The 24,111-nt window shown below is 60.0% G+C and carries 21 protein-coding genes and 2 pseudogenes; 12 read left to right on the forward strand and 11 right to left on the reverse strand.

The features are described 5' to 3' along the window. Positions 1-1,221 carry an NnrS family protein gene (locus GAO09_RS29370; RefSeq protein WP_153360481.1) on the forward strand — a complete coding sequence of 407 codons (1,221 nt, stop codon included), beginning with the start codon at positions 1-3 and terminating at the stop codon, positions 1,219-1,221. Between the two features lie 80 nt (positions 1,222-1,301). Here the strand turns inward: GAO09_RS29370 and GAO09_RS29375 are convergent, their stop codons facing one another. The 3 genes and pseudogenes from GAO09_RS29375 to GAO09_RS29380 form a co-directional block, all read right to left on the reverse strand. Then, positions 1,302-3,143, reverse strand: a complete 1,842-nt coding sequence (locus GAO09_RS29375) for a peptidoglycan L,D-endopeptidase MepK (protein WP_153360484.1) — start codon at positions 3,141-3,143, stop codon at positions 1,302-1,304. A 248-nt stretch (positions 3,144-3,391) separates the two neighbouring features. Further along, positions 3,392-3,574, reverse strand: a pseudogene (locus GAO09_RS30635) (helix-turn-helix domain-containing protein); the annotation flags it as partial. A gap of 161 nt (positions 3,575-3,735) precedes the next feature. Beyond that, positions 3,736-4,927, reverse strand: a pseudogene (locus tag GAO09_RS29380) (sigma-54-dependent transcriptional regulator); the annotation flags it as partial. Positions 4,928-5,124: 197 nt separating this feature from the next. On the opposite strand from GAO09_RS29380, the gene GAO09_RS29385 reads away from it, so the two are divergent. Beyond that, positions 5,125-6,999 carry a M3 family oligoendopeptidase gene (locus tag GAO09_RS29385; RefSeq protein WP_153360487.1) on the forward strand — a complete coding sequence of 625 codons (1,875 nt, stop codon included), beginning with the start codon at positions 5,125-5,127 and terminating at the stop codon, positions 6,997-6,999. A gap of 55 nt (positions 7,000-7,054) precedes the next feature. Here GAO09_RS29385 and GAO09_RS29390 read toward each other — a convergent pair whose 3' ends face one another. Beyond that, positions 7,055-8,074: an SDR family NAD(P)-dependent oxidoreductase gene (locus GAO09_RS29390; RefSeq protein WP_153360489.1), complete on the reverse strand. Its 1,020-nt coding sequence runs from the start codon at positions 8,072-8,074 to the stop codon at positions 7,055-7,057. Positions 8,075-8,171: 97 nt separating this feature from the next. Here GAO09_RS29390 and GAO09_RS29395 point away from each other — a divergent pair, with 97 nt between their 5' ends. The 4 genes from GAO09_RS29395 to GAO09_RS29410 all read left to right on the forward strand — a co-directional run bounded on the left by GAO09_RS29395 (position 8,172) and on the right by GAO09_RS29410 (position 11,386). Then, a complete protein-coding gene (locus GAO09_RS29395) occupies positions 8,172-9,101 on the forward strand; it encodes an AraC family transcriptional regulator (protein ID WP_209018886.1) in 930 nt (309 codons plus the stop codon). Between the two features lie 61 nt (positions 9,102-9,162). Continuing rightward, positions 9,163-10,377, forward strand: a complete 1,215-nt coding sequence (locus GAO09_RS29400) for an aminodeoxychorismate synthase component I (protein ID WP_153360491.1) — start codon at positions 9,163-9,165, stop codon at positions 10,375-10,377. After that, entirely contained in the window at positions 10,326-10,988 is a 663-nt protein-coding gene (locus tag GAO09_RS29405; protein WP_153360493.1) for an aminotransferase class IV family protein, read from the forward strand. Before GAO09_RS29400 ends, GAO09_RS29405 begins: the two co-directional genes overlap by 52 nt. Before the next feature lie 5 nt (positions 10,989-10,993). Beyond that, positions 10,994-11,386 (forward strand): nuclear transport factor 2 family protein, encoded by a 393-nt coding sequence (locus GAO09_RS29410; RefSeq protein WP_153360494.1) that lies wholly within the window; start codon positions 10,994-10,996, stop codon positions 11,384-11,386. On the opposite strand, the gene GAO09_RS29415 is transcribed toward GAO09_RS29410, so the two are convergent. The 3 genes from GAO09_RS29415 to GAO09_RS29425 are packed head-to-tail and all read right to left on the reverse strand — an operon-like array spanning position 11,371 to position 12,971. After that, positions 11,371-11,667: an Atu4866 domain-containing protein gene (locus tag GAO09_RS29415; protein WP_410768432.1), complete on the reverse strand. Its 297-nt coding sequence runs from the start codon at positions 11,665-11,667 to the stop codon at positions 11,371-11,373. The genes GAO09_RS29410 and GAO09_RS29415 overlap by 16 nt on opposite strands. A 59-nt stretch (positions 11,668-11,726) precedes the next feature. Then, the gene (locus GAO09_RS29420; RefSeq protein WP_153360496.1) at positions 11,727-12,209 is read right to left on the reverse strand and encodes a carboxymuconolactone decarboxylase family protein; all 483 of its coding nucleotides are present in this window, start codon (positions 12,207-12,209) and stop codon (positions 11,727-11,729) included. A 27-nt stretch (positions 12,210-12,236) separates the two neighbouring features. Beyond that, entirely contained in the window at positions 12,237-12,971 is a 735-nt protein-coding gene (locus GAO09_RS29425; RefSeq protein ID WP_235938560.1) for an SDR family oxidoreductase, read from the reverse strand. A gap of 111 nt (positions 12,972-13,082) precedes the next feature. On the opposite strand from GAO09_RS29425, the gene GAO09_RS29430 reads away from it, so the two are divergent. After that, the gene (locus GAO09_RS29430) at positions 13,083-13,976 is read left to right on the forward strand and encodes a LysR family transcriptional regulator (RefSeq protein WP_153360500.1); all 894 of its coding nucleotides are present in this window, start codon (positions 13,083-13,085) and stop codon (positions 13,974-13,976) included. Here GAO09_RS29430 and GAO09_RS29435 read toward each other — a convergent pair whose 3' ends face one another. From GAO09_RS29435 to GAO09_RS29445, 3 genes are all read right to left on the reverse strand, one after another. Further along, the gene (locus GAO09_RS29435) at positions 13,977-15,137 is read right to left on the reverse strand and encodes a hypothetical protein (RefSeq protein ID WP_153360502.1); all 1,161 of its coding nucleotides are present in this window, start codon (positions 15,135-15,137) and stop codon (positions 13,977-13,979) included. Positions 15,138-15,219: 82 nt separating this feature from the next. Continuing rightward, positions 15,220-16,440 (reverse strand): hypothetical protein, encoded by a 1,221-nt coding sequence (locus GAO09_RS29440; protein WP_153360504.1) that lies wholly within the window; start codon positions 16,438-16,440, stop codon positions 15,220-15,222. 15 nt (positions 16,441-16,455) lie between these two features. Continuing rightward, positions 16,456-16,659: a hypothetical protein gene (locus tag GAO09_RS29445; protein ID WP_153360506.1), complete on the reverse strand. Its 204-nt coding sequence runs from the start codon at positions 16,657-16,659 to the stop codon at positions 16,456-16,458. A 119-nt stretch (positions 16,660-16,778) separates the two neighbouring features. Between GAO09_RS29445 and GAO09_RS29450 the strand changes: the two genes are divergently transcribed. The 3 genes from GAO09_RS29450 to omp10 all read left to right on the forward strand — a co-directional run bounded on the left by GAO09_RS29450 (position 16,779) and on the right by omp10 (position 19,887). Further along, entirely contained in the window at positions 16,779-17,744 is a 966-nt protein-coding gene (locus tag GAO09_RS29450) for a heme-dependent oxidative N-demethylase family protein (protein ID WP_324185073.1), read from the forward strand. A gap of 168 nt (positions 17,745-17,912) precedes the next feature. Further along, complete coding sequence (locus GAO09_RS29455) at positions 17,913-19,364, forward strand: homospermidine synthase (RefSeq protein ID WP_153360509.1); 1,452 nt, start codon at positions 17,913-17,915, stop codon at positions 19,362-19,364. Positions 19,365-19,521: 157 nt separating this feature from the next. After that, the gene (gene omp10, locus GAO09_RS29460) at positions 19,522-19,887 is read left to right on the forward strand and encodes an outer membrane lipoprotein Omp10 (RefSeq protein ID WP_153360511.1); all 366 of its coding nucleotides are present in this window, start codon (positions 19,522-19,524) and stop codon (positions 19,885-19,887) included. A gap of 23 nt (positions 19,888-19,910) precedes the next feature. Here the strand turns inward: omp10 and GAO09_RS29465 are convergent, their stop codons facing one another. Beyond that, a complete protein-coding gene (locus GAO09_RS29465; RefSeq protein ID WP_153360513.1) occupies positions 19,911-20,654 on the reverse strand; it encodes a hypothetical protein in 744 nt (247 codons plus the stop codon). A 336-nt stretch (positions 20,655-20,990) separates the two neighbouring features. Between GAO09_RS29465 and GAO09_RS29470 the strand changes: the two genes are divergently transcribed. After that, positions 20,991-22,115 (forward strand): MFS transporter, encoded by a 1,125-nt coding sequence (locus GAO09_RS29470; protein ID WP_153360515.1) that lies wholly within the window; start codon positions 20,991-20,993, stop codon positions 22,113-22,115. A gap of 211 nt (positions 22,116-22,326) precedes the next feature. After that, the coding region (locus GAO09_RS29475; RefSeq protein WP_153360517.1) for a bifunctional metallophosphatase/5'-nucleotidase at positions 22,327-24,111 on the forward strand (1,785 nt) is incomplete at its 3' end.

The raw sequence follows: 24,111 nt of genomic DNA on the forward strand, positions 1-24,111 counted from the left end.
ATGTCCACCATCGACCAGACCCAAACGCCACGACGCGGCGCCGTTCCGCGCGGACTTCTGCAGACCGGGCCGGTACTGTTTTCCTATGGTTTCCGGCCGTTTTTCCTCGGTGGCGCCATCTGGGCCTGCGTCACCATGGTCCTTTGGATCGCAACGCTCGCCGGCCAGATCGAGATCGCGTCCGCGTACGGGCTTTACGCCTGGCACGCCCATGAAATGCTGTTCGGTTTCGGCAGCGCCATTCTCGCCGGCTTTTTCCTCACCGCCGTACCCAACTGGACGGGCCGTCTGCCGGTTTCCGGCTGGCCGCTGGCCGGGCTGTTTTCGCTCTGGTGCCTTGGCCGGCTCGCCATGCTGTTTCCGGACGTCATCGGCGCATTGCCGGCCGCGACGATGGATGCACTGTTCCTGCCGGCTCTTCTCACCATCAGCGCCCGCGAAATCATCGCAGGCAAGCAATGGAAAAACCTGAAAGTGCTGATCGGGCTCGGCGTGCTCACCGCCGCCAACCTCGGTTTTCACTACGAGGCGATTGTCATCGGCGCAGCTGATTATGCCTCGCGATTCGGCATATCCGCCTATATCACCCTCATCTGCGTGATCGGTGGCCGCATCATTCCAAGCTTTACCCGTAACTGGCTGGCCAAACAGGGTGCGACGCGTTTTCCAGCACCGTTCAGCCGTTTCGACATGATCACCATCCTCGCATCGGTCGCGGCACTGCTCCTCTGGTCCCTCTCGCCGGAAGGGGTGGTCACTGCCATTGTCGGCTGTGGCGCAGGGGCGTTGCAATTTGCCCGCCTCTATCGCTGGCGCGGCTGGACGACGACGAGCGAAACGCTCGTCACCATTCTCCACATCGCCTATCTCTTCGTGCCCTTCGGCTTCGTGGCCATCGCAGCCTCCGCACTCGGCTGGATCGACCGGGCATCGGCCACGCATATTCTCACCGTCGGCACCATGTCGGCAATGATGCTGGCCGTGATGACACGCGCCACCCGTGGCCATACAGGACGGCAGCTGACGGCATCGAAAATGACAAACCTCTGCTACGCCGCCATTCTGTTATGCGCACTGGTTCGACCGCTCTCCGCCATTTTGCCTGCGTATCTGGTCCTGATCTATGCATCCGCCGGCCTGTTCTGGCTTGCGGCCTTCGGGCTCTATCTCATCGAATACGGCCCGATGCTGACACGCGTCCGTCGCCAGGCGATGGGTTGAAGCAGCCACGAAAACCCACCCAAAGAAAAAGCCCGTGGGAGCGATCCTCACGGGCTTTTATTATCTCAGAAGCGGTTGCTTTAGAACCGGCCGGGATCGATCGCCACCGCATGCGCCGGCTTGAAACCGTCGTTCATGGCGGCATTGTCGGTGCTGAACGAGCGCGCTGATGAAGCGACACGCGGTGCCTTTGTCGAAGTCTCCGTCTTGCCCTTGCTCTGCGCCCACTGAGCCAGCTTGTCACCCGTCAAAGCGTTGTCTGCTGGAGCAGCGTTGGCGGCCGGCGTGACCTTGGCCTGCGTTCTGGCAACCGGCTTCGGCGCATCAAAACCATCGCCGAATGCACGGGCAGAGCCGTTTACTGCTGCCGGGTTGGCAAGTGCCACCTGAACCGGGCGCTTGCCCGGAAGCGGAACGGATGAGTCGTTCGAGCGGCCGTGCTCAGCGCTTCTGGCAAGGGCGGCGACCAGTTCCGGCGTCAGCGCCTGCGAACCTTCGGCCACCTGGCCGCCAGTTGCCAGATGCTGCGCCTGCGCGTCGAGCGTGTTCGGGGCGGCTTCTGGGGCTGCCGCGGCAAGCTGCTGCGATTGCTGCGACTGCGGTGCAGGCAGCGACGCATTCATCGGGCCGGCGGAGAAGGCCGGGCGATGTGCCGGAACCGGCATGGCGGAACCGCTCACCTCAGCGCGATTGATGGCAGCAGCATAGGCCGTCATCGTGCTCGTATCGGCATCACCCTTCATGCCGCGTGGGCCAAGCAGGGTCGGAACCGGAATGTTGTATTGCTGCAGATCGGCAAAGGTCTCGCCATTCTGCTGGGCCGGAAGGGCTGCCTGAAGCGCATCCTGAGCGGCGCTGCGGCCACCTTGGGAATAAAGCGCATTGGCAAGGCTGGTGCTGTTGTCCTGACGGAAGGCCGGACGCGACTGCGGAACCGGCGCATCGATATTGGGAGCCTGCTGCTCTGCAGAGGCAACCATCACAGGCGCGCTGTCGCTTTCGCCATCGTCTGCCGTTGCCGGCGCAGAAGGACGGCCGGGTGCTGCAGGTGCCGGCGTGGAGATGGCGTCGGGATCTTCATCCTCGTCGCCGCCGCCAAACAGCATGGCCAGCAGGTTCTTCTTTTTCTTCACGGTCGCGGAAGACGATACCGAGCCTGCCGTGCTGGCAATCTCAATCGAATCTGCACCGACACGCTTCTTGTAATCGGCCAATGCCTGATCATAGCCCGGCAGCGGCTTGCCGTCGGACGGAAGATGGATCGTGTTGCCCTTCGGGAAGAGACGGGCCAGTTCGTCACGCGACATGCGCGGCCAGGCGCGAACGCCGCCGACATCAAGATGCACGAAGGGAGAACCCGAAGTCGGGTAGAAACCAACGCCACCGACCTGCAGCTGCATGGCGGTTCCGCGCAAGGTCGCAAGTTTCACGCCGGGGATGAAAAAGTCCATCGCCTTGCCCTGCGTATGCTGGCTGTTCTTGGCGACACCCTTGGTGCGAGAACGCAGCATGCCGTTGGTGGACGGCGAGCGATAGGCGGAAACGATGTGGATATAATCCTTGGCGCCGACGCGGCGATAGACTTCCCAAACGAGGTCGAAGAGACGCGGGTCCATCTTCGTCGGCTCGTTACGGCGCCAGTCCCGCAGGAACTGGTTGAGCTGTGCCAGACCCTTGGGGTCGAAACGGCCGTTGCGCTTGAAGACGATCTCCGCCTTCTCGCGTGTATGCGTATAATAAAGCTTGAGGCTGCGGGTCTCGGCAGACGCAGTGGTTGCCGAAACCGCCGACATCAATGGCAGCGCAACCACGCAGAGCGAGGCGGCGGCGACAACGCGCTTGGAAAACGACAGGCAACGTGCGGCGAACCCGCTGCGCCCTGTCCCGTTTCCGGGCGTGGTGTTTTCATTCTGATACGGCAAGTCTATCCCCGTCCGATTGACAGCAAAGCCAATGCTGCCTCACATGACTGTGAAATGCGGTAACACCATGGCAAATCCGCCACATGTCCACAAGCAATTCTTTTATAGTCAACAAACGACTTATAAAAGATTGACAGTGTTTTACCAGCCCAGACTTGCGTCAAGATTAACAGGAAAGATCGCCAGGACGGCGACCTTTATGGACCATAACTGGTCATGATGCCCTGTGCGCACGTTTTGCGCGCGTATCAGGCGGCCTCTCGCAGCGGATTGTCAGGATCGATTCCGTAATCCTTGAGCTTGCGATAAAGCGTCGAGCGGCCGATGCCGAGCTTGCGTGCCACCTGGCTCATCTGGCCGCGGTAGAATTTCAGCGCGAAACGGATCAGCTCCTCTTCCACATCCGCCAGCTTGCGCACGTCGCCGGTATCGTCGGTACTGACGATCACGTTGTCCGGCACATGCAGCGGCATGTGATGGGCTGGCGTCTCTGCCCGTTCGGCAGCAAAAGAACCGGCCTCTTCGATACGCGCCATACCAGCCGATGCCGAATGCGGCATCTCGACCGCGATCGCCCGCAGTTCTTCCGTGCGGAATTCCGGCAACTGGGCGGCGATCTGCGGAAAATCCTCTTCCGTCAATTCGTCGCCGCTCGCCAGAACGACAGCGCGGAAGATCGAGTTCTCCAGCTGGCGGATATTACCCGGCCAGTCGTAGGCCGTCAGCAGCGCCAGCGCACCAGCGTTGAGCGTCAGATTGCGGTCGAGCTTCTGTTCGGCCGAAAAACGCTCGGTGAAAACGCGCGCCAGATGCGGAATGTCTTCCTTGCGGCGGCGCAGCGCCGGAATGGTGATCGGGAAAACATTGAGGCGGTAATACAGGTCCTCGCGGAACCGCCCGGCGCGGACTTCCTCGATCAGGTCCTTGTTGGTGGCCGAGATCAGCCGCACATCGACCTTCTGGGTCTTGGATGAACCGACAGTCTCGATTTCGCCCTGCTGCACGGCGCGCAGCAGCTTCACCTGCACGTCGAGCGGCAGATCACCGATCTCGTCAAGGAACAGCGTGCCGCCATCGGCTTCGACGAACTTGCCGGTGTGGCGGTCGATCGCGCCGGTAAACGCACCCTTTTCATGACCGAACAGGATGCTTTCGACGAGATTGTGCGGGATTGCGCCGCAGTTGACGGTGATGAACGGTTTTCCCGAACGGTCGCTGCCGCTCTGGATGGCACGCGCCACCATTTCCTTGCCGACGCCGGATTCACCTTCCAGCACGACCGGAATGCCGGAATGGGCAGCCCGCTCGGCGAGGTCGATGACGCGCAGCATGTCGGGGCTGGCGGAAACGATATCCGCAAAACCGATCGGCCCCGTGCGGCCCTTGCGCACGGTGCGCGTCTTTGTTTCTTTCTGATCCAGCTTCAGCGCGTTGGCGATCGAAGCGGCGATACGCTCGGGCGAAACCGGCTTAACGACGAAATCGAAGGCGCCGGCCCGCATGGCCTGCACGACCGTCTCGATCGAGCCCTGACCGGTCTGCACGATGATCGGAATATTCAGGTTCAGTTCGTTGGCGGCATCGAGGAAACCAAGGCCATCGAGTTCCGGCATCATGAGGTCGAGAACGACCGCATTGAACTGCGCGCGGTTGCGGCGAAGGAACTCAAGCGCGATCCGGCCGTTTTCGGCCAGATGGCAGGAATGACCATGACGCTCCACGGCGTTCTTCAAAAGACGACGTTGTACCGGATCGTCGTCCACGACAAGAATGTGCGCAGTCATGCTCGCTCCTGAAATCGTGTTCAGTACCGTAATGGCACCCATAATGGAGGTTGTGTCATGAAAGGCTTGAACATCCCGTTTTGAGAAAGGCTTGCATTTTAACGGCTTGGCTTCAAAACAGAGCAACAACGCTGAAACCTGCTTCGAAAAAGGGCGGAAACGGCACTCCAGAGATTAACAGGAAGGAAACCTGCACGATGACGTCCCACGTTCGACCGAATGGCATCAATATCCGCCGCGGTATCGTGGTCGCAGCCGACAGTGCTGCCACATCCGCCGCGACAACTGAACTCGGCGACCTCCCGACCTGGCGTCTGGAAGATTTGTACGACAGCCGCGACGGTGCCGCATTGAAGGCCGACCTCGACAGCGCCACTACGCGCGCCCGCAATTTCGAAATGGCATGGAAAGGCAAGCTTGCCGATGCCGCAACAAAGACTGGCGCGCAGGGGCTCGGCACAGCGATTGCCGAATATGACGAACTCGACGACCTCTTTGGCAAGATCGGTTCCTATGCCGGCCTCACCTATTATTCGGACACATCGGACCCGGCCAATGGCAAGTTTTATGGTGATGTGCAGGCGAAACTGACGGACCTGTCTTCCCATCTTCTGTTCTTCGCGCTGGAACTGAACCGCATCGATGATGTCGTCATCGACGCCGCCATCGCCCGCGATCCGACTGTGGCCCATTACCAGCCTTGGATCGTCGATCTGCGCAAGGACAAGCCCTTCCAGCTGGACGACAAGCTGGAGCAACTGTTCCTCGACAAGTCGATGACATCGGCTGCGGCCTTCAATCGCCTGTTCGACGAGACCATGTCCGACCTGCGCTTCGACGTGGATGGTGAAAAGCAGCCGCTGGAAATCACCCTCAACATGCTGCAGGAGCCGGACCCGGAGGTGCGCGCCAAGGCTGCGCAGGCGCTGTCTGCCACCTTCAAGGACAATCTGCGCGTTTTCACGCTGATCACCAATACGCTGGCCAAGGACAAGGCGATCTCCGATCGCTGGCGCGGTTTTGACGATATTGCCGACAGCCGCCACCTTGCCAACCGTGTGGAGCGCGAAACCGTCGATGCGCTGGCGGCCGCAGTCAGGCAAGCCTACCCGCGCCTGTCGCACCGGTATTATGCCATGAAGGCCAAATGGCTCGGCATGGAGACCATGAATTTCTGGGACCGCAACGCACCGCTGCCGGAAACCCCGAACGCCGTCATTCCATGGGCGGATGCCAAGGACACTGTTCTGTCCGCCTACGGCGCCTTCTCCCCCGAAATGGCCGATATCGCCCGCCGGTTTTTTGACGAACAGTGGATCGATGCCCCTGCCCGCCCCGGCAAGGCACCGGGCGCGTTCGCGCATCCGGTCGTTCCGTCAGCCCATCCGTATGTTCTGGTCAACTATCTCGGCAAACCACGCGACGTCATGACGCTCGCCCACGAACTGGGCCACGGCGTGCACCAAGTTCTGGCGGGCGACCAAGGCGCGCTGATGTGCCAGACGCCGCTAACCTTGGCCGAAACCGCTTCCGTCTTCGGCGAGATGCTGACTTTTCGCGCACTGCTGGAAAAGACGAAGGACAAGAAAGAGCGCAAGGCCATGCTCGCCCAGAAGGTGGAGGACATGATCAATACCGTCGTGCGCCAGATCGCCTTTTACGAATTCGAGCGCAAGGTCCACACCGCGCGCAAGGACGGCGAACTGACGGCCGAGCAGATCGGAGAGCTATGGCTGTCGGTGCAGGAGGAAAGTCTCGGCCCGGCGATCAAAATCTCGGAAGGTTATGAGACGTGGTGGACCTATATCCCCCACTTCATCCACTCGCCTTTCTACGTCTACGCCTACGCGTTCGGCGATTGCCTGGTGAACTCGCTTTACGCGGTCTACCAGAACGCGGCTCCGGGCTTTCAGGAAAAGTATTTCGACCTGCTCAAGGCCGGTGGTTCAAAGCACTATTCCGAACTGCTGAAACCTTTTGGCCTCGACGCATCCGATCCGGCCTTCTGGTCGAAGGGGCTTTCTATGATCGAAAGCCTGATCGACGAACTGGAAGCGTTGGACAAGGCGTAATTCCCTATAATTCACCCTTTCCCCGTGTCGCGGGGAAAGGGTTCTCTTCAAAGCCTCAGAGCGGGAATGTCACGCCCGTCGTCTCCTCACTTACCGTCCAAAGTCGTTTGGCCGCATCCACATCGATCGCGTAGGCTTCGACCCCGGCAAGCCGCGGCCCTGCCCCCGGCTGGGTACCCCGCGCCCCTTCCGGCAATACGGCGGCGATATCGCTGTCGAGGCAGAACACACCGCCCTTCCCCTCAAGCTGCGGACTGACAGCGCACCAGATCTGCGTCGCCGCCCCCTGCGGCACCGATTTGAGGTCACGCGACAGATCGACGACCGGCGCACCATTTTCGTCGATCGCGCCGGCCTTGCGCAGCATGTCCTCCGTCATGTGTTTGGCCAGTCCGGTCCCGACAATGCCGCCCGGATGCAGCGAAAATGCCCGCACCCCATGCGTTTGAGCAAGCCGGTCAAGCTCGACAGCAAACAGAATATTCGCGGTCTTAGACTGCCCATAGGCCGACCACGGCTCGTAATCGCGGCGCTCGAAATTTATGTCCTCGAACACGACCGGCGAAAACCGATGACCGAGCGAGGACACGGAAACGACACGCGCACCACCTGTCGCCTGTCCGCCCCGAACAAGCGCCGGCCATAGCCGCGCTGTCAGCTGGAAATGGCCGAGATGATTGGTGGAAAACTGCAATTCATTGCCGCGGCCATCCAGTTCCCGCGTCGGCACAGCCATGATGCCGGCGCTGTTGACGAGGATATGCAGCGGCAGGCCGCTCTGCACAAAATGCGCTGCAAACCGATCGATCGATTGCGGATCGGTCAAATCCATCGGCCTGATCTCGATGCCACCGCCGGCTTCCGCCACCGTACGCTGCGCCCGCTCCACATCGCGGGCCGGCACGATGACACGGGCACCGGCAAGCGCCAGCGTGCGCGCCGTCTCAAGGCCGAGCCCGGCATAACCGCCGGTCACGATCGCCACCTTGCCGACGAGATTGATGCCCGCGATGACATCGACCGAAGTGGATGCCGCACTAAAACCGCTGTTGATGGGGTGTTGCGCTGTGACCATGAAAAATCTCCTTTGCTTGCTGAAACAAAGATAAGCATCTATCTCATGGATCATGAATGCGTATCAATCCGCAATATCTTCGCGAAAGTCCGAAATCATGCTGCAGGACCCGCTTTCCGCCGTTCTCAACCTGATGGAAGCCAAGGCTGCCTTTGCCGGCGGGCTTTCCGCGTCCGGCCCATGGAGCGTGCGTTTTGCCGCCCCGGACCGGATCAAGTTTTTCGCGCTGTCGAAGGGTGAATGCTTGTTTGCCGTCGAGGGCATCGAAACCCCATTTCATCTGAAGGCCGGTGATGTCGTGGTCTATGCGGCGCGGCGCGCCTTCACGCTGGCAACCGATCTTGCGCTGCCACCGGAGGAATCCAGCACGCTGTTTCGTGGCCGCACCAACATTGTCGAGATCGGTGGTGGCGGCGAATTCATGCTGTTCGGCTGCCATATCGATCTGCGCCCGTCCGGCTTCGAGCTTCTCGCCGACCGCCTGCCACCGGTCATTCATATGCGCCATGACGACGGCGGCACGCAACGGCTGCAATGGATGATCGCCGAAATGGTGCGCGAGACCGGAGCAGCGGCACCCGGCATGGACACCGCCTGCAGCGGGCTGGCGCAACTGATGTTCCTGCACGTGCTGCGGGAATTCCTGCCAAAAGCCGGCGCGCTCGATCTCGGCTGGCTGCGCGCCATTTGCGATCCGCGCCTGGCGCCAGCGATCACCCTTATGCATGCCGAACCGCAGCGCAACTGGCACCTGCCGGAACTGGCCAGTGCGGCCGCGATGTCGCGCACCGCCTTTGCCGATCATTTCAAGGCGGTCTCCGGCATGGCGCCGCTCGCCTATCTGACACGGTGGCGCATGCGGCTTGCCGAAAAAAGCCTGCGTGACAGCAATCCGAGCATCGCGACGCTCTCCCGTCAGCTCGGTTATACCTCGGAAGCGGCATTCAGCACCGCTTTCAAGCGCGTGATCGGAATGTCTCCACGGCAATATCGCATCGGTAAGCGCAAGCTGGAAACGGCCCCATAAGCCCGCAATCCACTTGCAGCTTGTTAATCCAACCGGCGCGGTCTACCAGAACGCCGCGCCAATGGTGACACATATCCCATGCCGGCGCAGATCAAGGACGCCCCGAGTGAAACCATCATCGCCATTCGCCCTGTTTCGCGATGATCGCGCCGGTGAAAGCATGGTCTTCGACCACCCACGCGAGATCGTGTTTGCCCGCACCGCCGACGAAATCCTGCCGGCACTCGAAAAGCTGGAGTCCGCCAGGCAATCCGGTTTCTGGCTCGCAGGATACCTGTCTTACGAAGCAGGCCACATTTTCGAGCCCAAACTGCGGCCACTGATTGAGGATAATCGTCAAACGCCGCTGATCGCCATGGGCATTTTTGATGCGCCCGCCGGCAACGATCACCCGCTGGCGGCGGCGCCCGCCTTGAACGACACGGCAACCCTCACCGATTTCCGCGCCGGCTGGAATTTCGATACCTATCGCGACCGGTTCGAGCGCCTGCACCACCACATCAGACGCGGCGACTGTTATCAGGCCAATCTCACCATGCCGATCACCGCCCACTGGGAAGGCGACGCCAAAGCCCTGTTCTGGTCGCTGATCGAACGCCAGCCGGTGCGCTACGGCGCGCTGATCGATCTTGACACCGAGATGGGCGGACCCGCCATCCTGTCGCGTTCGCCGGAGCTGTTCTTCTCCGTCGATGCCGAGCGCATGATCGAGACGCATCCGATGAAGGGAACCGCCGCGCGTGGAAAGAATGAGGCGGAAGACCGCGCCATCATCGCCGCCATGCTGGTGGACGAAAAGACGCTCGCCGAAAACCGCATGATCGTCGATCTTTTGCGCAATGACATTTCCGCCGTGACAGAGGTCGGCACGCTGACCGTGCCAAAACTGTTCGAGATCGAGACCTATCCGACCGTGCACCAGATGGTCAGCCATATCAGCGCCCAATTGTTGCCGAAAACAGGCTTGTCGGAGATTCTCGCCACACTCTTTCCCTGCGGTTCGATCACCGGTGCCCCGAAAATGTGGGCGATGCGCATTCTGGCGGAACTGGAAGACGGGCCGCGCGACGCCTATTGCGGCGCGATCGGCTGGTGTGATCCGGCGGGTCCGATGCGATTTTCGGTGGCCATCCGCACACTCTCTCTTTTCAGGGGCGGCGATGCGGTCTTCAATGTGGGGGGTGGCATCGTGTTCGATTCCACCGCAGAGGCGGAGTATGAGGAATGTCTGCTAAAGGCAAGGTTCGCGGCGGGAAGCCAGCCGATCTGTCGCTGATCGAAACCATGCGCTGGGAACCGGATACCGGTTTCGCCCGCATCGACCAGCACATGCGCCGGCTGAAACGCTCCGCCGATGCGCTCGGTTTCCGCTCCGGCCCCGATGACCTCATCCAGCGACTGAAGCTGGCGGCCGAGGGCGAAACCCCGTTGCGCGTGCGCCTCGAAATGACCTTTCGCGGCAATATCGACATCACCACATCAGCCTTCAATCCGCTCTCGGATGACACGATCTGGCGCATAAAGATCGCGCAAACGCGCATGCCGTCCGACGACCTGATGTACCGCCACAAGACCACCCGCCGCGAGGTTTACGAAGCCGCCCGCGCCGAATATTCGGTGGAGGACGTGGACGAGGTTCTGCTGCTCAACGAGCGCGACGAGCTCTGCGAAGGCACGATCACCAACATCTTTGTCGAACAGGGAGACGGCACGCTGACGACACCGCCGATATCATCCGGCCTTCTGGCCGGCATCCTGCGCGGCGATCTCATCCGCGAAGGCCGCGCCAAATCCGGTCTGGTGAGTCAAGCGGATCTGGCGGGCCGACAGATTTTCGTCGGCAATTCGCTGCGCGGGCTGATCAGGGCGGAACTGGTGGGAGCATAAAGAGCATGGCGGCTGCCGACCTTCGCGAGCATCTGCTGGCTCTTGAAACCGAACTGCAGACCATGACAGCGCGAAATTCAGAAGCCCGTTTGCGTAAATTGATAGCACCGGATTTTCACGAATTCGGACGTTCAGGCAAAAGCTATACCTTTGCGGAAATACTGTCGGGCCTGACGAGCGAAACAGTGGAGATGAAAACGGCGATCGAAGCCTTCGAGGTCTCACTGCTCTGCGACACGATCGCTTTGGCAACCTATCGCGGCATTCGTTTTCAGGATGACGGCAACGCGCAATTGACCAACCGCAGTTCGATCTGGAGATTGGCAGAAAGCGGTGATTGGCGCATGATATTTCATCAGGGAACGCCAACCACCTCCGCCGCTCATTTCCTTCGGTAAAACACCATGCCGCCATGGTGCAGCACATCGAGACTGACGAAATCGCCATCGGCGGTAAAACCGGTATCGTCCCAATAATCGATATGGCTACCGGTCACTTCATACCGACCCCGATAGGCGCTTTCTCGGCTGCCACGCGCCTCGTCATAACGGTTATTGGCCAACAATTCGTGGCGGATGCGACCGTCTTCGGTCACCCACATGCCGACGTAAGGGTGGAGTCGGGCTGCTGTTTGGGTCTTGGCGTTCATGGCGTCATCTGCTTTGGCAAAGTGGACCACCGCTCCAACAGAGGCGGTGGCGATGAGGATGAGGCTGGCGGCGACAAACAGGGGATTGCTCACGGCTTCGGCTCCCCTTCTCGGTTCGCACGACGTTCCTCGAAAAGTTGCGACAGAACCTGGGAGGCCGCAATCGCCTTCGGGAAACCAGCGGGCACCGTCACCATGTAGATGACCTCCTTCAGTTCCTCTTCCGAAACGCCGATGTTGAGTGCATAACCGGCATGGATCTTCATGAAGGCCGTCTCACCGATTGCCGCAAAGGCGGCGACGGCGGCGAGTTGGCGTGTCCGGTCATCGAGACCAGGGCGTGACCAGACATCGCCCAGCGCATGCGCTTCGGTCGCTTCGGCAAGGAATGGAAACTCCCGACGCATGCCTTCGAGATTGGGTTGCGTCATGCCGTTGTTCAAATGGCGAATGACGGCAGCACCCCGTTCCTTGCGTTCCTCGGTGGTCTGCGCGGCAGCCGGCTCGGGCACGAAGCCCAGAGCCGCCACTGCACCCGCGATGGCGATTTGTGATCGAATATGCTGCAACATCTTGAAACTCCTCCTTGTTTCAAAGGATCAGAAAGCGGCCCGCGTCGGACGCACGACGATCTCGTTGACGTCGACATCCTCCGGCTGCTCGATGGCAAAGCGTACGGCGCGACCGATGGCGTCGGGTTGAAGCGCGATGGCCCGATAAGTCTTCATGCCTTCGACAGCGACCGGGTCGGTGATCGTCGAGGCCAGTTCACTTTCCACTACGCCGGGATGGATGCATGTGACCCGCAGCTTGTCGTTTTCCTGGCGAAGACCGTCAGAGATCGCCCGCACCGCATATTTGGTGGCGCAATAGACGGCCGCCGTCGGCGATACGGACAGCGCACCGACAGAGGCAATGTTGATGATCTGGCCGGAACCGCGGGCCGTCATGTCAGGCAGAACGGCGGCGATGCCGTAAAGCACGCCCTTGATGTTGACGTCGATCATGCGATCCCATTCCTCGACCTTCAGCGACGACATCAGCGACAGCGGCATCACACCGGCATTGTTGACGATCACATCCACCCGGCCGAACTCCTGTCGAGCAGCATCGGCAAAGGCCGCGACATCGGCGCGATCGGTCACGTCGAGTTTGCGGGTCAGCACCTTTCCGCCGGCGGCACGGATTTCGTTCGCCACCTCGTCCAGACGGTCGGTACGACGCGCGCCCAGCACGACGGTAGCACCGGCTTTTGCCAGTTCATGAGCGATGCCGACACCGATACCACTCGATGCGCCGGTAATGAGAACAACCTTGTCCTTGATCCTGTCCATGACTTTCTCCCTGAATTTGACCGCTTCATTGCGGTTGCACGGAAGATATGACTTTGCCATTGTCGCGATAAGTCGCTCATCGCTTCACAGACTGGCAAGATAGGCTAACCAATGTTGACCGATTTCAATGCACTCGCCGTTTTCGCCCTCGTAGCGGAGGAGAAAAATTTCCGCGCCGCTGCAGATCGCATGGGTGTCACCCGTTCAGCCGTCAGCCAGACGATCCGCAAACTGGAGGAAACGCTCGGCATCGCGCTCGTTTCGCGCACCACCCGCAGCGTGTCACTGACGGAAGCCGGGGAACGGCTTTACGCTGAAACCGCACCGGCGCTTGCCGAGATGCGCGGCGCGCTCGACAATGCCGCAACCCTCCACGATCGACCGCGCGGAAAACTCAATCTGGCGGTATCGTCGATTGCCGAAAGTTTTCTCTCCGGCCCGCTCTTGTCCGCGTTCGCCGAAGAAAACCCGGATGTGAAACTGCACATCACAGTCACCGACGAGGAGTTCGATATCGTCGCGGAAGGGTATGATGCCGGTGTGCGGCTCGGCGAGGTGATCGCGCAGGACATGATCGCCGTGCCGGTGTCCGGCGACCAGCGACAACTCGCCGTCGCCTCCCCGGCCTATCTCCAGCGTTTCGGCACACCAGCGCATCCGCGAGACCTTTCCGCGCACCGCTGTATCGGCTGGCGGATCGCGCCGCATATCGCACCCTATCGCTGGGAATTTGCGGAAGGCGGCAAGGAGTTTTCGGTTGCCGCCGCCGACACGATCACCACAACGGACATGACGCTGATGGTACGGCTTGCCGTAGCCGGTGCCGGCATTTCCTTCGGCATGGAAGACACGTTTCGCGAAGCGCTGTCACGCGGCGAACTGGTGCCGGTTCTGGAGGATTTCTGTCCGTGGTTTCCCGGCTTTTACCTCTACTACCCCAGCCGGAAAAACATGGCGCCGAAACTGCGGGCACTGGTGGATCACCTGCGCGCATTCAGGCGCTGATCAGCCTTCTCGCCGCTCGACCTCATACACAAAGCAAGTGTTGCCATCAAAATCATATCGTCCGCCGGCCTTCCACAGTGCGTAGGAGGGCTCCAGATCAAGGGGGAGCGGGAGGCGGCGTAGGCGAAGCAGGGACAGCAGCCCGCCAGTTGGCCTTGGCTGCGGCGGAGAAGGTTGAAACAGGAACAGCATCAGCCATCGCTTCAGCACATAGTCGGCAGCGATGCCATAGCAGGCCTCTCCCAGGCAATAATGCCAGCGTGGCCGGGTGGGGCCGGAATAGCATAGATCGTCCGCGAATTCCTCCATGGCCTGTTCGGCGGCCGAGGGTGCGGGGTTCTCCCTTTTGTCGGCGACGAAGGTGAGCTTTTCCAGCACTGCGGCATGATCCGTCTTGCCACTTGCCCTCAGAACGCCGGCACATTGAGCAATGTCCTTGCGCCCCAGTTCCACCAGTTCTTCCAGTGGGCGAGCGTTGCGGGCAAGCGGATAGACGTAATGATAAAAATTTTGGCCACCTGGCGTCAGCATGGATGGGCCATTCAATTGATGGTCGACAAAAAGGCGTTTCAGCCTTTCCAGAAACCGTCCGCCATCCGGGAGGTCGCCGAACATGGCGTCAAAACTGTCTGGATGAGCATCCTTGATCAGTGCAATGAAATGGCTGCTGTCATATTTCTTTTCGCCCGTGAGCACCTGCCGCCACAGTTTGGCCAGATCGTATTCATCATCGGGATGCGGCTGCTCGTCACGATTGGCAAGATCGGGAAAACGCTGGAGCGACAGATAGATGTTCGCCACTTTCATGCCGGCCGTACCGGCAATCGCGTTTGATCCCTCCGGCCACCACTGTCTGCTGTCACGCGCCGTGCCCGTGCCCATGACACTGTCCAGCTTCATCCAGATATCGTATAGCCCGCGCGCCCAAGCCTCGTATTCCGCCGAATAAAGATCCGCCTGTGGCCGTGTAAATTCCAGAACCCACGCTTCGATGAGATCGTTGCCCGGTCCGATGTCGTCATCGGATGCGTGGCGGGTTCCCTGGACAAATCCCTTGCGCCACACGCCGTCGAGCGATGCCAGCCGCGTATGATTTTCGCCACCAGGCGCATGACTGCCATAGACAATCAGAGCGGAACAGCCGTTATTTGCTTCATTCACGATCTTTACCTTGCACCACTTCAGAACAATGTCGTCTTCACGCGGCAAACTGGTGGATCACCTGCGCCCACTCAGGCGCTGATCAGCCTTCTCGCCGCTCGACCTCGTAGACGCAGCATTTCTTGCCATCGATCTCGTAACGTCCACCCGCCTTCCACAGCGAATAGGCCGGTTCCAGATCGAGCGATGGCGATTCACGGCGCAAGCCCAGACGGGAAATCAAACCGCCGCGGGGTCTAGGCTTGGGTTGCGGCAGATCGGGCTGCAGCAGAAACAGCATAAGCCAATCCTGCAGAACATAATCCGCATCAATGCCGTGGCAGGCTTCCTTGAGGCCATAATGCCAGCTGGGCCTTTTGGGACCTGAATAACGCACCTCGTCGGCAAAAGCGTCCAACGCATCGCCGGCAATTTCCCATTCGGGATGTTCCGGCTTGCCGGTCACAAAGGTCAGATTGTCGAGCGCTTCGGCATGACTGGTCTTGTCGCGTGCGCGCAGAAAACCGGCCCGCTGGGCGATGTCCCGACGCGCAAGTTCGACCAGAACATCCATTGGTCGTGCGTTGCGAGCAAGCGGGTGAACATGAAAGCCTGAGTTCTCCTCGCCCAATACCTGTGTGGATTTTTTAAGCGGCAAGTGGTCTGCAAACAGCCGTTTCAGCCTTTCAAGAAACCTGCCGCCATCTGGCATATCTACGAACAGGGCATCGAACTGGTCAGGATGCGTATCCTTGATCAGCCTGATGAAATGGCTGTGATCGTTTTCCTTCTCACCCGTATAGGTCTGCCGCCAGAGCGTTGCGAGATCGAAATCCTCTTCCGTCGCCAGCTCCGGTTCGGACACCAATTCGGGTTCCGGCTCTGCCGGCGGCACCGGTTGCGACTCGTCGGCCTGATTGACCAGTTCATCAAAACGATGCAGCGGCAGATAGATGCTGGCCATCTTGGCGGCGCCCGCATCGGCCGAGATATCCACTCCCTCGGGCCACCATGGACGGCTGTGACGGGCCATCTTTTTACCCATGACATTGTCCAGCCCCATCCAGAGATCGGAAAGCCGGCGTGCCCATGCCTGATATTCCGGCGAATTCACATCCGCCTGCGGACGCGGGAATTCCAGCACCCAGGCATCGATCAGGTCTTCTCCCGGGCCTATATCGTCGTCAGACATATGTCGTCTGCCGAGAACAAACCCCTTGCGCCACTCACCTGCAAAAAACGCCAGCCTGGCATGGTTTTCACCGCCCGGCGCATAGCTGCCATAGGCGATTAGCGCCGAAGAGGCGTCTTTTGCTTCATTCACTGTCATTCCCTTGCATCAATTCGCAATCATGTCGTTTTGATGGGTGACATGCTTCAACACCGCGGGATCACACGCATTTTTCTCGTCGTGTGCCAAAGCCGACGCCATGTTGCAGCCTAAAAACAACACCAGCCAGAAGGCCAGCCACAGCGCCCATCGCGGCAAGCTCGCATTTTCCTTCACGGCGGCAATCACCCTGCCCGCCTGCGCAACAACCATCAAAACCGCCCCGCCTTATACGCAATCATTTTTGACCCAAAACCCGTTTTTCCACTTTTTAGGGCGCGATTTCGAGGTTCCAAGGGCAAAGGGTATATTTCCATGCAGGCAACCGGACATTGACAAGCGGCCGGCGCACCGCCAGCCTGCACATCATGACACCCGCCCATGCGCCACCAACCTATACGCCTTATGACGGTTCATCGCCGCTTTTTGCCATCGGCCTGTCGCCGCTCGATCCCGAGCGTTGGTTCGAGCCGGATGCGAACCTTGGTTCTGAACTGGCGGAAAAGCGTCACCTCGTGGCCGAACATGGCGACAAGGTTTTGTGCGCCGAAGCCGGTACTGAAGATGCCCAGCGAGAAATTCTGGAACGGCTGACACACTATCTCACCACGCGCCATCCGGACATTTATCGCCGTGAGGGCGACCGCATGCATATGGCCGGCCACACGGTCGACCTTGCCGATGAAAACATGCTGCCCATCCACCGCGCCGGCCTGCTGGTTCAGGACGATCTGGTGATCATGAGGAAGGGCGAAAACGGCTGGCGTGTCGCAGCTGCCTTTCTCGCTTTCCCCTCCTCATGGAAACTCTCGGAAAAGTTCGGAAAGGTGATGGACGAGGTGCACGCGCCTGTCCCCGGCTTTCAGGGCGGCAGCCGCAATGCCGAACTGATCAACCGCATGTTCGATCGCCTGCAACCCGGCAACCCCGTCCGGCGGATGAACTGGTCGATCAACTGGCGGCATGCGCTTTATCACCCGGTGTCGCTGCCATCGGATGTGGTGCGCGAGACCCCGCCGGAAAACTCGGTGATCCGTGTGGAGCGCCAGACGCTGACCAAGCTGCCAATGACGGGCGATATCCTCTTCACCATCCGCATTTATCTCGATCCGATGGCCATCATTCTGGCCCAGCCGGACGCGCAAAACCTTGCCGCCGGCATGGCCGATCAGTTGGAACGGCTTTCCATCGACGAAGCCGAATACAAAGGGATCAGCCGCAAACGGGCGGAACTGCTGGCGCTTTTACGGCAATCGCAACCGGCCTTTGCCGAGCCGCAAAAAACGCTTGCGGAATAGTGGCTTGAACCGGTGGGGATGATGGAACAAACGCTTTATTGTGACGTCGAAATATGATCTAGCGCAGCGCATCAAAACACACGTCACAATATCCGTCACATTGGCCTATTATGCGTGAAAAGCTTGGACGCGGCGAAACAACAGCAGTCCACCGTTAGGGAGCATGACATGTCTGACCAGAACTACCCGGTTTATGCCGAAATCACCGGCCCGATCGTGATGATCGGCTTTGGTTCGATCGGTCGCGGCACGCTGCCGCTGATCGAACGCCACTTCAAGTTCGACAAGAGCCGGATGGTGGTCATCGACCCGCGCGAAGAGCCGGCCGACATGGAAATCCTCGCCAAGCACGGCGTGCGCCACATCAAGGAACACGTCACCAAGGAAAACTACAAGGACCTGCTGAAGCCGCTGCTGGAAGACGGCAAGGGCGGTCAGGGTTTCTGCGTCAACCTCTCGGTCGATACCGGCTCGGTCGACCTGATGAAGATGTGCCGCAAGCTCGACGTGCTTTACATCGATACGGTCATCGAGCCCTGGCTCGGCTTCTATTTCGACACCAACATGAAGAACTCCGAGCGCACCAACTATGCGCTGCGCGAAACGCTGCGCAAGGAAAAGGCCAAGAACCCGGGCGGCACCACCGCCGTTTCCACCTGCGGCGCAAACCCGGGCATGGTCTCGTGGTTCGTCAAGCAGGCGCTGGTCAACCTTGCCAATGACACCGGCGTAAAGTTCGAAGAGCCGGATCAGCATGACCGCGAAGGCTGGGCCAAGCTGATGAAGAAGCTCGGCGTCAAGGGCGTGCACATTGCCGAACGCGACACCCAGCGCACCAAGCACCCGAAACCGCTCAACGTGTTCTGGAACACGTGGTCGGTCGAAGGCTTCATCTCGGAAGGCCTACAGCCCTCCGAACTCGGCTGGGGCACCCACGAAAACTGGATGCCGAAGAACGCCAAGAAGCACAAGAAGGGCTGCAAGGCGGCGATCTATCTGGAACAGCCGGGTGCCAACACCCGCGTTCGCAGCTGGTGCCCGACGCCCGGCCCGCAATACGGTTTCCTCGTCACCCATAACGAGTCGATCTCGATCGCCGATTATTACACCGTCGAGAAGGACGGCGAAGTCGTCTATCGCCCGACCTGCCACTACGCCTACCACCCGGCCAACGATGCCGTGCTTTCGCTGCACGAAATGTTCGGCAATGGCGGTACGGCTCAGCCGGTCCTGCACGTCCTGAACGAGGACGAGCTCGAGGATGGCGTCGACGAACTCGGCGTGCTGCTCTACGGCCACGAAAAGAACGCCTACTGGTATGGTTCGCGCCTGTCGCTGGAAGAAACCCGCCGCATCGCGCCTTACCAGAACGCCACCGGCCTGCAGGTGACCTCGGCGGTTCTCGCCGGCATGGTCTGGGCGCTGGAAAACCCGAAGGCCGGCATCGTCGAGGCCGACGAGGTCGATTACAAGCGCTGCCTCGAAGTGCAGACGCCTTACCTCGGCCCGGTCGAAGGTCATTACACCGACTGGACGCCGCTCGAAGGTCGCCCGGGCCTCTTCCCGGAAGAGATCGACGAGAAAGACGCCTGGCAGTTCAAGAACATTCTGGTGCGCTAGCGCGCCCGAAATGGAAAATAGTCAAACGCCCGCCACCGTGCGGGCGTTTTTCATGTTGAAGAATTGGTTAACCGGCCTTTCAAAGCCAACCGCTTGCGTTACATAGGGTTTGACAGCATGGTTCCGGTATCGAGCCGATTTGCGGAGATTTAAGAGTATGAAGCTGAAACTGAGCCTGGCGCTGGTAGCCGTTGCCACCCTGAGCGCCTGCGTATCCTCTCCCCCGCCGCGCCAGATGGCATCCGCCCCGGCACAGCCGCAGGGCGTCGAAGGCACCTGGTCGGATCCAAACGGCATCATCTCCACCTTCCAGGGCGGTACATTCAACACCCGCTCCACCGACAACAACGCGCTTCTGGCATCGGGCAACTACGTCACCCTGTCGCCCACCCTGGTCGAAATCAACATGACCTCGCTGGTGCGCAAGACGCAGTCCAAGGTCAACTGCGCGCTGGTCAACATGAACCAGCTCAACTGCACCGCTGACAGCGGCTCGCAGTTCTCGCTATCGCGCCGCAGCTAAACGGCTGAATTCGCCGCCCTCGATCAAGACGTCGGGGGCGGATCGACAATCCCCAAATCCCGCAGCACATGCAAATCGGCCAGAAAACGGTCGCGTGTGGTTTTCGGCTTGGCAAGCGGTGTTGCCAGAACAACATCGTCATCATCGCCCGCCAAAAGGGCTGCGACCCACGGCCCCCAGGCGTTCGTTTCATAAAATTTGCTAGTCCAGTCAGCCGGCACATTTTGTCGCCGCACGATCCCTTGCGTTTCCGCATCGAGCCGGAACAGCCGCGCCGGATTTCCCACGCAACTGAAACTGGTGAAACGAGCCTGCGATATATCAATCGCCCAATCCGTTTCCTGATAGAACGCGTTGCGAGTTCGGTCATAGGCCGCCTGGATTTTGGCATCCGGCACCGCATCAACAAGCGCGTTGATCCTGAAGGCCGATAGCCTTCCGACGAAGCGCACACGCCGGAACAACGTTCCCCAGAAAATGGTCAGGTCATTGGCCGTGGAATTGCTCACCGTCACATCCGACAGAATAGCCGGGCCAAATTGACAACCGATGGCCTTGCAGTTCTCGATCAGGACATTCGTGACCTGGAATCGGCGGGGATCGGATTTCCATATGGAAAAAGGAAATTTGTCCAACACACCCTTGGGCCTGTGTTCGGACAAAAGGCAATTGTCGAAACTGCAGTTCCGGAAAATCGTGTCCTTGATGTCCAGATCGGCATTTTTGTCCTTCAAACGAGAGAACGTCTGCCCCTCAATCAGCTGCATGCCTTGCCCTTTCCGAAACAGACCTCAAACAGTTTACCGGACCACCGTCGCATGCCGGTAAAATAAGCCATGCGATCTTTCTGCATCGTGTCAGATGGCCATTTCTCAAGCCTTGGCGCTGAATACGATTTCCATCCGCGACTGAATGGACCTGATCTGCAGCAATCAGGCGCCATTGCACCACCGACAGCGGCTCGCAGTTCTCGCCGGCACGCCGCGATGCCCCGGAAAAATACCTTAAATCGCAGCCGGGATGGAAATCGGCATCCCGACACATTGCCGCGGCCTCCTTGCCGGTCATATTGGCCGTGATCGAGACGGGGAAACATCGCAGCCATGCAAGACACAAGAGACACATCCGGCCAACAGCAATGGACGCTGGCCGATTTTCTTTGCACCTACCGTTATTGGGCGCTGTTCCTGGCATGGCTGCTGGTGGCTGTGAGCGCCCAAAGTTTCAGCATCATCATGCCGGTGATCGCGTCGACGGCCAACCTCAGCTATGCATATGTCGGCCTTTATTATTCCGGCTCCAGCGCCGGCTGGATCAGTGGCGCCTTCATCGCCTTTGTCGTGGCGGGCCGCTCGGCCAGAGCGGCACTTGTCTTTCCGATGGTCATCTGCGCCATCCTGCTGGCGATCTTCATGTTCATGCCATCCATGTGGGGCGCGCCATTGCTCCTCATTCTGCTCGGGTTTTCCATGGGCACCGTGACAGCATTGTTTCCGTTGGCAACGGCCGTTTTTCTCGTTGGCGGCCGCCCCGGCAAGATCGACTTCGCCTGCGCCATGGCGCTGCTGTCGACGGCATTGTTTCTGTCCTTCATCGGCCCGACGTTCGCATCCCTTTTCTTCGAGCTGTTGGGCGCGACATCCGTCATAGCCGCAATGCTCGCCTGCGTGATTATCGCCACCCTGCTGATCGTGCCGGCGGAAAACCTCGCTTTCGACGACGCGCCGCGCCAACGCCATCAGCCGCTTGCGCCACGCCGGCGTTCGCCCGTCATGGTCGCGATCATCCTCATGGCTGGACAGATTCTCTGGCTTGCACTGATCGGCGGCGCCGGTTTTTTCGGGATGAACGTCTTCATGTCAAACGAACCGTCCGCAACAGCGCTGCTCTTCTCGCTTCTGTTGCTGGTGGTCTCGATCGGCGTCGTCATCTATTTCCTGTATTGGGTCTATCGCATCCATGGCGAACTGGCCAGTGCACAGGCGTCGCAACGGCTGGTCTCGCCACTGCCGGCCATGTTCATCGCCATCCTCGTGCCGCTCGGCCTGCCCGTGCTCGTCATCACTTTAGGCGAACTGCTCAATGACCGCGCTGCGGACAAGGGGCAGCAACGTCCCCTGTCAATCGGCTGGCTGGCCTTCTGGGCGTTTTGCGTGCCGCCGATCGCCATGGCGATGATCCAGAATGCCGCAAACAGGAGCTATGCGGAAAGCGCTACAGGGGCCTGAACATCCGATATTTCTGACAGTCTGCAGGAGCGTCCCGTAACGTCGTCGGCATCGCTTCAGCGCCACCGTGGACATCCCGCACCACTGTCACATTTCTCCTTGAACCACCCTGCTGTTGATGAAAGCATGCGACCTAGAAAGCCTGTCATATTTGATAACTAGAACGAGGCGGAACGGCTTCGACAGGGGCCTTTTATAAATGGAGAGAGATATGTTGAAGAGATTGAAGACCGGGCTTCTGACCGTATCGGTCCTGGCCCTTTCCACGGGCGCAGCACTTGCCGATTTCGAACTCAACATCCTGCACATCAACGATTTTCATTCGCGCGTCGAAGAGATCAACAAGTATGACTCGACCTGCTCGGACAAGGAAAAGACCGCACAGGAGTGCTTTGGTGGCGCTGCCCGCCTGAAAACCGCTTTCGAACAGCGCCGCTCCGCCCTTTCCGGCAAAAACGTGCTGTCGCTCAATGCCGGTGACAATTTTCAGGGATCGCTGTTCTACTCGACCCTCAAGGGCAAGGCCGAACTCGACGTCATGAACGCCATCGGTTTTGACGCCATGGTGGTCGGCAACCACGAATTCGATGATGGCGAAGAAGCGCTTCTGCCCTTCCTCGAAGGCGCGCAATTCCCGGTTCTCGGCGCCAATGTGAAGGTCACGCCGCAATCCACGCTCGGCGACCGCATCAAGCCCGCGACCGTCGTCGAAGTCGGCGGTCAGAAGATCGGCATCATCGGCGTCGTCACCACCGACACGATGGAAATCGCCAATCCCGGCCCGAACGTCACCATTCCCGATGATGTCGCCGCCATCGAAGGCGAAGTCGCCAAGCTGAAGGCCGAGGGCGTCAACAAGATCATCGCGCTCACCCATGTCGGCTACAAGCGCGACCTCGACGTGCTCGCCAAGATCGCCGACATCGACGTTATCGTCGGCGGCCATTCGCATACGCTGCTGTCCAACACCGACCAGAAGGCCGAAGGCGCCTACCCGACCTTCGTCGACAATGCCGGTGGCTACAAGGTCCCGGTCGTCACTGCTGGCGCCTACAGCAAATATCTCGGCGATGTCGTCGTCACCTTCGACGACAATGGCGTCGTGAAATCGGCAACCGGTAACCCGATCCTCGTCGACAAGGCGTTTGAACCGGACCAGACGGTCGCTGCAATGGTCACCGAACTCGCCAAGCCGATCGACGAGCTGCGCAAGAAGGTCATTGGCCAGTCTTCCGACAAGATCGAAGGCGACCGCACCGTTTGCCGCGCCAAGGAATGCTCGATGGGCAACCTCGTAGCAGACGCCATGCTCGACGCGGGCAAGGGCCAGGGCATGACCATGGCGATCATCAACGGCGGCGGCCTGCGTGCCTCGATCGCTGGCGGCGACGTGACCCAGGGCGACGTCATCAGCGTCCTGCCGTTCCAGAACACGCTTGCCACCTTCCAGCTTTCGGGCGCGGACGTGATCAAGGCGCTCGAAAACGGCGTCAGCCAGATCGATGACGGCGCCGGACGCTTCCCGCAGGTCGCCGGCCTGAAATTCTCCTTCGACAAGTCGAAGCCTGCCGGTTCCCGCGTCAGCGACGTTCAGGCCAAGGAAGGCGACAACTTTGTCGCCATCGATCCGGCCAAGACCTACGGCGTCGTCTCCAACAACTTCATGCGCGCAGGCGGTGATGGATATGCGTCCTTCAAGACCGGCGCCCAGAACGCCTATGACTTCGGCCCCGACCTTGCCGACGTAACCGCCGCCTATGTCGGCGCAAACGCCCCCTACAAGCCCTACACGGATGGCCGCATCACCGACCTGACACCTGCCGACTACAAGCCGGCACCGAAGGCCGATGCCGCTCCGGCAGCGCCCGCTGCTGCTCCGGCTCCGGCCACCACCGCACAGGCTCCGGCAGCAACCCCTGCCCCGGCTGCTCCGGCCCCGGCAGCGCCCGCTGCAACGACCACGGCTCCGGCCGCTGTCGAGGCGCCCGGCCAGACC

This window comes from Endobacterium cereale (assembly GCF_009617585.1).
In the GTDB taxonomy this organism is placed as follows: Bacteria; Pseudomonadota; Alphaproteobacteria; order Rhizobiales; family Rhizobiaceae; genus Neorhizobium; species Neorhizobium cereale.